The organism is Caldimonas manganoxidans ATCC BAA-369 (assembly GCF_000381125.1).
Lineage (GTDB): Bacteria > Pseudomonadota > Gammaproteobacteria > Burkholderiales > Burkholderiaceae_C > Caldimonas > Caldimonas manganoxidans.
This window is the reverse complement of the sequence record NZ_KB905986.1, coordinates 1-8,433: the sequence shown is the minus strand read 5'-3', so window position 1 is coordinate 8,433 and position 8,433 is coordinate 1. Positions and strand designations below refer to the sequence as shown.

At 59.6% G+C, this 8,433-nt stretch carries 6 protein-coding genes and 1 pseudogene; 2 read left to right on the top strand and 5 right to left on the bottom strand.

All coding sequences use genetic code 11. The features are described from left to right. Positions 1 to 172, top strand: a 172-nt coding sequence (locus tag F615_RS19780; protein ID WP_019562303.1) for a transposase, incomplete at its 5' end; no start/stop codon positions are given. Positions 173 to 413: 241 nt separating this feature from the next. On the opposite strand, the gene F615_RS0116750 is transcribed toward F615_RS19780, so the two are convergent. From F615_RS0116750 to czcI, 5 genes are all read right to left on the bottom strand, one after another. Beyond that, entirely contained in the window at positions 414 to 1,049 is a 636-nt protein-coding gene (locus tag F615_RS0116750) for a cation efflux transmembrane domain-containing protein (RefSeq protein ID WP_019562302.1), read from the bottom strand. A gap of 432 nt (positions 1,050 to 1,481) precedes the next feature. Further along, positions 1,482 to 4,634 carry a CusA/CzcA family heavy metal efflux RND transporter gene (locus F615_RS0116745; protein WP_019562301.1) on the bottom strand — a complete coding sequence of 1,051 codons (3,153 nt, stop codon included), beginning with the start codon at positions 4,632 to 4,634 and terminating at the stop codon, positions 1,482 to 1,484. A 16-nt stretch (positions 4,635 to 4,650) separates the two neighbouring features. Further along, positions 4,651 to 6,249: an efflux RND transporter periplasmic adaptor subunit gene (locus F615_RS0116740; protein ID WP_019562300.1), complete on the bottom strand. Its 1,599-nt coding sequence runs from the start codon at positions 6,247 to 6,249 to the stop codon at positions 4,651 to 4,653. A 2-nt stretch (positions 6,250 to 6,251) separates the two neighbouring features. Then, the gene (locus F615_RS0116735) at positions 6,252 to 7,607 is read right to left on the bottom strand and encodes a TolC family protein (protein ID WP_026330402.1); all 1,356 of its coding nucleotides are present in this window, start codon (positions 7,605 to 7,607) and stop codon (positions 6,252 to 6,254) included. A 164-nt stretch (positions 7,608 to 7,771) separates the two neighbouring features. Continuing rightward, positions 7,772 to 8,125: a cation efflux protein, CzcI family gene (czcI, locus tag F615_RS20755; RefSeq protein WP_083932499.1), complete on the bottom strand. Its 354-nt coding sequence runs from the start codon at positions 8,123 to 8,125 to the stop codon at positions 7,772 to 7,774. A gap of 151 nt (positions 8,126 to 8,276) precedes the next feature. On the opposite strand from czcI, the pseudogene F615_RS20595 reads away from it, so the two are divergent. Next, a pseudogene (locus tag F615_RS20595) lies at positions 8,277 to 8,433 on the top strand (IS481 family transposase); the annotation flags it as partial.

The window sequence follows — 8,433 nt, the reverse complement described above, 5'->3', positions numbered from 1 at the left end:
CGATCACCGCAGCAACGCCTTCGTCGAGGCGATGAACGGGCTGCTGCAGCAGGCCAAGCGCGCCGCGCGCGGCTTCAGGACGAGCCAGAACTTCATCGCCATCGCCTACCTGCGCATGTCCAAGCTCAAGCACCTGCCGGCCAGTCCGTTCGCGCCGGCGATGCCCCAGTGACGGTGTTGCTTTCCACACGAAACGACATGGAGCCCCTGGGCCACACGAACAGGAGAGACGACATGCACCCTCAACCTTGCGCACCGCTGCTGTACGGCAGACGGAGGTCGAGAACGGCATGCCCGCCTATCGCGCGGCCATCGCCAATGGTACGCTCGGCTGCAGCCGAGGCCGTAGCCCAAAGGCTGGACTACCTCTTTTGCAGAGGTAAACCTCGGGATGAACTGGGCGAAAACATGCCTTATGTGCCCGCCTTACGGCGAGCTGTTTCCGATGCTTCGCGCAGGATTTCCCGCCCCCCATTCGCTGCGATTGCGGCCACGATGACGCCCAGCACCAGATCCGGGATGTTCGACCCGAACCCCATCACCAGCACCCCGGACAGCACAATCGCACCATTGACGATGGAGTCGTTGCTGGTAAAGATCGCTGACGCCTTGAAGTTCACATCTTCCCCGCGATGGCGGCGCAGTAGTCTGAGGCACACTAGGTTCAAAGCCGCGTTCAGCGCGGCCATGGCCATCATGGCTGGGCCGACAGGCTCTTCCCCTCCAGCGAAGCGGCGTAGGACTTCCAACAGCAGCAGCGCGGCCAGGCCGATTAGCAAGAAACCCGACAAGCGGGCCGCGCCCACCTTGACCGTTGCCGCACGACCGACGGCATACAGGCTAACCGCATAGACCGACGCATCGGCGAGGTTGTCCAACCCGGCGCCCATCAGCGCCGTAGAGCCAGCCCAGATGCCAAGGGCAATGCCGGCGGCGGACTGCGTCAGGTTGATCAGCAACACAGTCAGAAGAATCTTTCGGTCCTTCGCATCGCTCGCATCTAGGCGGTCCAACTCGTCGTTTTCGTGATTTCTGTGGTTTTCAGCCATGCATTGTTCCTTCCAAATCGATGGATGCTGAAGCCTGTAGCGGCTGGAGAGTCAAGGCGCAGATGCAACGAACTTGCCACAGGGTCTTCCCGGACGCCCTTGACTCTACCGTAGCTAGAAGGTTTTCCAATCCAGTCAGAGCTTTAGGACAGAACAGATGAGCACCAATGCGCCCCCTTCATTGCGACTGTCATCCGGCGGCGCGCCCGCCGCTACCCCAAGACCAGTCTGTGCCAGTAATGCCCACCAAGCGAACCTCTCCTGCCATGCCGGAAATTGTTCGGTCAAACGACTTCCCGCCAGCACTGAAGGCGATTCGATGGCTGCCAGCCTTTACCCGTAGGCGGATCATTGAGTTCGGAACAGTTTCCATCGCAGTCCCGCCATTGACCGAAATATCCAGCGGATGGTGTCCATCACCCCAATAGCGAACTACGTATCCTCTTCTTGCTCGTCTGGTCGATGGGCCAGACGATAAAGAATGGGGAGTACGAGTAGCGTCAGTAATGTGGAAGACACGATGCCGCCGATCACCACAGTGGCCAAGGGCCGCTGAACTTCTGCGCCGGTTCCAGTGGCAATCGCCATCGGGATGAAACCCAAAGACGCCACCAGGGCCGTCATCAGCACGGGACGCAAACGGGTCAACGCGCCGTCCCGAATGGCCGCGTCCAGAGGCATTCCCTCCTCTCGCAGGGTGCGGATGTAGGAAATCATCACAAGGCCATTGAGTACGGCGACGCCTGAGAGCGCGATGAAGCCCACTGCCGCCGAGATCGACATGGGGATGTCGCGCAGCCACAGCGCCAGGATTCCACCCGTCAACGCGAACGGAATGCCGGTAAAAACCAGCAAACCATCCTTGGCGTTGCCGAACATCGCAAAGAGCAAGACGAACACCAGGAGCAGAGAGACTGGAACAACGATCTTCAGGCGTTGTGTTGCCGACTGCAGGTTCTCAAAAGTTCCGCCCCAACTCGTCCAATACCCAGGAGGGATCTTGACCTGTGCCAGAGCTGCTTTTGCATCCGCGACGAACGAGCCCACGTCTCGACCACGAACGTTGGCACTTACAACGATGCGACGTTTTCCATTTTCCCTGCTGATCTGATTCGGGCCGGGTGCCAACTCGAAGCTCGCCACTTCACCCAGTTGAATGAAGTTGGTTCGGCCTTCAAGACCTCCCGTACCTGTTCCGCGCGGCAAAGGAATCGGCAAGCGCTTCATGGCTTCCAAGTCGTTGCGCAGGGATTCTGGCAACCGAACCACGATGTCGAATCGACGGTCGCCTTCAAACAGCGTACCGGCCTCGCGCCCGCCGATGGCCGTGGCCACTGCATCTTGGATGTCGGCCACGTTCAGCCCGTAGCGGGCGGCCTTCTGACGATCAATGTTGACCGTGAGCATCGGCAATCCTGTGGTCTGTTCAACTTTGACCTCAGACGCACCGGGGATCTTCTGCAACATGGACGAGACTTCTTCGGCTGTCTTGTTCAATACGTCCATGTCGTCGCCGAAGATCTTCACCGCCACATCGCTGCGGACCCCTGAAATGAGTTCGTTGAAGCGCAATTGGATAGGCTGCGAGAACTCGTAGTTGTTGCCCGGCACCTTGCCCACGACCTCCTGAATGGCCGCCAGCAATTCGTCGCGCGACTTGCGCGGCTCCGGCCACTCGGACACCGGCTTGAGCATGATGTAGCCGTCGGAAATGTTCGGCGGCATCGGGTCGGACGCGATTTCAGCCGTGCCGGTGCGCGCGAAAACGCGGTCGATCTCGGGGAACTTGGCTTTGAGCGTCGCCTCGATCTGCTGCTGCATTGCCACCGATTGCGAAAGGCTGGTGCCAGGAATGCGCAAGGCCTGAATGGCGAAATCGCCTTCGTTCAAGCTGGGCACAAACTCACTGCCCATGCGGGTCGCAATCAAGCCGCAAAGCACCACGGCTACTGCGGCGGCTGTCAAGACAACAGCCTTGGCTGCCATGACGCGGTCCAGCAAGGGGGCGTACCAGCGCTTGGCTTGCACCATCAGCCAGTTTTCCTTCTCGCTGACGCGGTTGCCGATGAACAGTGCGACCGCAGCCGGAATGAAGGTCACCGACAGGATCATGGCCCCCACGAGTGCAGCCACCACCGTGAACGCCATCGGGTGGAACATCTTCCCTTCCACCCCCGTCAGGGCGAAGATGGGCAGGTAGACCACCATGATGATGAGTTGCCCGAACAGCAGCGCGCGGCGTGATTCCTTCGATGCCAGGAACACCTCGTGAAAGCGTTCCGCCCGCGTCAACGGCCTGCCGTATTGAGCTTGCGCATGCGCGAGACGACGGACACAGTTCTCGACAATCACAACCGCACCGTCGATGATGATGCCGAAGTCCAGTGCCCCGAGGCTCATCAGATTGGCACTCACCTTGTTGGTCACCATCCCCGTGAAGGTGAACAGCATTGACAAGGGAATCACGGTCGCCGTGATGATGGCCGCTCGAATGTTGCCCAGGAATAGGAACAGGATCACGATCACCAGGATCGCGCCTTCCAACAAATTCTTCTTCACCGTGCTGATGGCTTTATCCACCAACACGGTACGGTCGTAAACGGTGACCGCATGCACGCCTTCAGGCAGGCTGCGGTTGATTTCTTTCATTTTTTTGTCGACGGCCTGGGAAACCGTTCGGCTGTTTTGCCCGATGAGCATGAAGGCCGTGCCCAGCACCACTTCGCGCCCGTTGGCTGTGGCGGCACCCGTGCGCAGTTCACGCCCCAGCCCAACCTCGGCCACGTCACGCACCCGGATCGGCACACCACCGACGCTGCTGACGATCACGTTGCTGATGTCCTCCAAGGTTTTGACCTGACCGGGCGCTCGAATCAGATATTGCTCGCCACGCTTTTCGATATAGCCCGCGCCCACGTTGCCGTTGTTGCGCTCCAATGCCGTCACGATGTCCTGTAAGGTGATGCCCAGCGAGGCAAGTCGCTCGGGTATCGGCGAGATCTGGTATTCCTTGGCAAAGCCGCCAATCGAGTTGATTTCTGTGACGCCGGGCACGTTGCGCAACTGCGGCTTGATGATCCAGTCCTGAATCTCGCGCAGATCGGTGGCCGTATAGGGTTGGCCATCAGGCTTCTTCGCACCATCCTTGGCTTCGACCGTCCACAGGTAGATCTCGCCCAAGCCGGTCGAAATCGGACCCATGGTCGGGGTAATTCCGGGGGGCAACTTGTCGCGCGCCTCCTGGATGCGTTCGTTGACCAATTGGCGCGCAAAGTAGATGTCGGTGCCGTCCTTGAAGATCACAGTCACTTGTGACAGTCCATAGCGGGACAGGGAACGGGTTTGCTCCAGGTTGGGAAGGCCCGCCATCACGGTCTCAATCGGGTAAGTCACCCGTTGCTCGGTCTCCAACGGTGAGTACCCCGGCGCTTGGGTGTTGATCTGTACCTGGACGTTGGTGATGTCCGGCACGGCATCGATGGGGAGCTTCTGGTAGTTGAATACGCCGACGGCCGCCATACCGATGACTGCCAGCAACACCAACCATCGATGTTCGATGGCTGCTCGAATAAGTTTTTCAAACATGTGCGTGGCTCCGGTATCAATGGGTGTGTTCGGCAGAAGCTTTGCCGAGCTCAGACTTCACGACAAAACTTCCTGCTGCCGCGTAGAGAGCCCCCGGCTTGAGTCCTTGCACCACCTCGACCCGCTTGCCATCACTGCGGCCCAACTGCACGGGCTGGGCAATGAAGCCTCCGTTCACTTTCAGGAACACCACGGGCTTGTCGCCCAAGGTCTGAATGGCGTCACTGGCCACAGTCACGGGTACTTCCGCCTCCGATGCAGTCACCTCCACACTGACAAACAGACCAGGACGCCAAACGCCCTTGGGGTTGGACAAGACCACGCGGGCCTTGGCCATGCGAGTCTGTTCACCGATCAACGAACCCACAAAAGTTATGGTTCCGGTCGCGCTGGCATCGAAGGCCGTCGCTTTGATGGTGACCTTCTCGCCAACCCTGACCAGCGGCAAATCCTTCGCGGGCACGTTGATCTCGGCCCAGACCTGTCCCAGGTCAGATACTGTGAACACGGCGGCATCTTCCTTGACTGCCTCACCGAGGCTGAGATGTTTTTCGATCACCAAGCCGTCGAATGGCGCGCGCAGCTCGAAGCGATTGAGCCCCCCCGAAGATCCTGATGTCAGACCCAAGGCGGACAGCTTCTGCTGGGCGTTGGCCACGGCGACCTCTGCCTCGTGTAAGGCTTGCTTGGCTTGCAGGTAGTCCTGCTCGGCAGAGATCTTCTGCTCCCAGAGCCGCTTTTCACGCTCATACGTGGTCTTGGCCAAGGTCAATCGCTTTTGTGCTGTCTGCAACTCGCTGCGCAGCTCTGATGCCGCCGGGCTGGCGATGACGGCCAAAACTTGGCCTCGTCTGACCGCCTGCCCCAGACTGACCTGCACACTCTCGACCACACCCGCAATGCGCGGAACAATGTGCGAAGTCCGGTCTTCATTCAGACGAATTTCGCCTGGCAATTGCAAAACAGACTTGATGCGCGCAGGACCTGCCGTGTCGATGCCAATGGATGCGGCCTTGATTTGTGCATCGCTAAGCTCGACCTTCCCTTCCTCTTGGTTCAGGACGAACATGAAGGACTCGGTGGCAGTCTGGGCAACGATGCTGATCTCGAACGCGTGTGGCTCGGGCACCACCTCACGGCTCACCAGGCTGTCCTTGTCAGGTGCAAAGTTGAGGGTCTGCGTCTCTCCGGTCAAGCGCGTGATGGTGGCGCTGACTTTGGCTGCATTGTTTGGAAGCGGCTTATCTTTGCTGAACAGCCAGATCCGCAGGCGTGGTTCGCCTCCGTCCTCGGCCAGCAAAGCCTCCAGCCCAAAATCTCCTTCCTTGAACAGCTTGCCGCCATGAGGCCCCTTGCTGGGGCCTTCGTGGTGCTCGCCGTCAGCGTGGCCTTTGTCATGATCGTGCCCATCGCCACTCGTCTTGCCGTGGTGCTCACCATCACTGTGCGCTTTCGCTTCAACGTGGCTGCCATGACCGTGGCCATCATCTTCCGCCGTCTTGCTTGTCTTGTTGCTCAGAATGGCGGTGCCAAGCACTACGCCAGTCACGGCAATTGCAGCGATGGCGACCAACTGCTTTTTGCTGATGTTCAGTTTTTTTGTGTCGATTTTCATATTCATTCCTGATTGGATGGCTTGTCGGCATTCGGGGTGGAGTCGCCGAGCACCCGGTCAATGTCCGCCGCCGCGCGATGCGCTTCGGCCAGTGCCTTGAGGTATTGGGACTTGGCGGCGAAGTAGGTGCGCTGCGCGTCTAGCACTTCTAGAAAGTTGAACTTGCCGTTCTCGAATCCGATGGTGGCTGCGTCGTAGGCACTCTTAGCCCCGGGGAGTACGTCCCGTTGCAAGACCTCGACTTCCCTGCGAATGGCGTCCAGCCGCTCGCGGGCTTGCATCACTTCAGTGCCGACTCGCACGTTCAACGCCTGGAGTTCGTCCCGGGCTTTGTCTTCGCGCTTCAGCGCTTCCAGCAAGTTGCCCTGATTGCGATCAAACAACGGCAACGGCACGGAGACGCCGAACAGCAGCTGATCACGCTGCAGCTCATTGGAGCGCTTCACTCCCAGGCTGAAGGTGACATCGGGTACCCGCTTGCTGCGCTCCAAATCGACCAGTGATCTGCGGCGTTCCATCTCTAGCTGCGCACGACGCAAGGTTGGCGAGACAGACAGGCGTTGCTGGACACTGTCGAAGCTTGGAACGGGCGGGAGCGCTTCAACATTGCCCGCGACGAGGGTGAAGCGAGGTGGATTGGCACCCAGCAAGCTGGCAAGACGTCCCCGAGCGTTGCGCAGCTCGCTTTGCGCCTGGGCGAGTTCAACGCGCACCCCGGCCTCAGCCACCCGGGCCTTTGATTCTTCGACGGGAGAAACCTTACCCGCTGCCACGCGCTTGGCAACCGCGTCGGTCGCTTTTCTCGCCAAATCGACACTGTCAAGAGCCAGTGCTACACGCTCCTGGGCTGCCAGCGTTTCGAAGAAGGCGGCGACCACAGCGGCGCGGATTTCGATGCGCCGCACATTCAGTTCTTCCACTGCGATGTCGCGCCCTCGCTCGGCGGCCGCGATACGGGCCGCGCGCTTGCCGCCCATTTCAACGGGAAGGTTGATCTGCACGCTTTGTGTACGGGTCTGTGCGCGCTGGTCTTCCAGTAAATAGGCAAGCTCTGGGTTAGGGCGCGCTTGCCCTTGAAGCACCTGACCTTCAGCAGCCTCAATTTCACGTTTTGCGACGGTAAGGTCTGGATTGCCGTCGAGCGCCAACGCGATGGCTCTCTGCAACGTCAGAAGCGTCGCCACATCGGCCTGCGACTCAGATTGGGCTGTGCGGTTGGCTTGCGCAGCAGGCAGCGATTGGGCAAAAGATACCCCTGCGGTGAGCGCAATAAGCAGGCCCGCTGCAGTTGCCTTTTTTGTAGCCCTATGAACGGCAAGTGACGCCCGTCGTTTTTGCTTGTGAATACTCTTCAACATCCGATTCTCCAGTGATTTCAAAGACACGAGGAAATCGGCGGAGAGCGATCCAAATGATCGCCTGCTACATCGTCACGTCAGCGGCGCAAAGGCGGCTTTGTGCGGTCACGCACCAAGCGCGACTGCTTTAGTGACGACGAGGGAAGGAACGCGCTCCCCGCCGATCAGGCGAGGACACGCCACTGCGGGCGTTCTAAGCGTTCGAAAGGGGGCGACGTAAGATGCAGCCAGTAGTCCGCTATGTCTAGGGACGAGCTGAACATCGGCGGGAGAGTCACCTCCCCAGGCAGGGCTGATGAACACCCCGCATGGCAGGATGCGCAATCAGGGTCACCGCCACCGGTTTTGGCTGGATCGGGTGCTGTCTCTTTACCATCAGTAGCCTTGTGCTGATGGTCATGGTGACCGAAGTGTTTGGCTGCGGCCCCAGTTTCGTGCTGGCAATAGGATGCAATCGCTGCCCAACTGAGCTGCAGCGGCATCAATACCAGCAGAAAAATCATAAACAAGCGACGCATGGAGGACAAGATTGTAGCAGCTATATGTCGAATCCCGGACGATCATATACTACCGTCACGCCACGGCTACCTGCTCGCGCGCAGCGTTCTGGCTGAGATTTTGGGCCCGCGGCGCAGCAGCAAGGCGGTCTGATACCGGGGAGTTCCACACATGATCACTCGACTGCACAAGTGCGCCCGCACCACACCGCGCGTCAGAGCCGAAATCGCCGCCAGCAACGACCCCATCGCCACGCTGGCACAGCGCTACGGGGTGTCGCCCATGACGGTGCTCAAGTGGAAACACCGCACCGACTTCGAGGACCGTC

Excerpts from the sequence above, each read along its gene's own strand:
- F615_RS0116735 (WP_026330402.1), bottom strand. The coding sequence starts at position 7,607 with ATGTTGAAGAGTATTCACAAGCAAAAACGACGGGCGTCACTTGCCGTT.
- F615_RS0116750 (WP_019562302.1), bottom strand. The coding sequence starts at position 1,049 with ATGGCTGAAAACCACAGAAATCACGAAAACGACGAGTTGGACCGCCTA.
- F615_RS0116740 (WP_019562300.1), bottom strand. The coding sequence starts at position 6,249 with ATGAAAATCGACACAAAAAAACTGAACATCAGCAAAAAGCAGTTGGTC.
- czcI (WP_083932499.1), bottom strand. The coding sequence starts at position 8,125 with ATGCGTCGCTTGTTTATGATTTTTCTGCTGGTATTGATGCCGCTGCAG.
- F615_RS0116745 (WP_019562301.1), bottom strand. The coding sequence starts at position 4,634 with ATGTTTGAAAAACTTATTCGAGCAGCCATCGAACATCGATGGTTGGTG.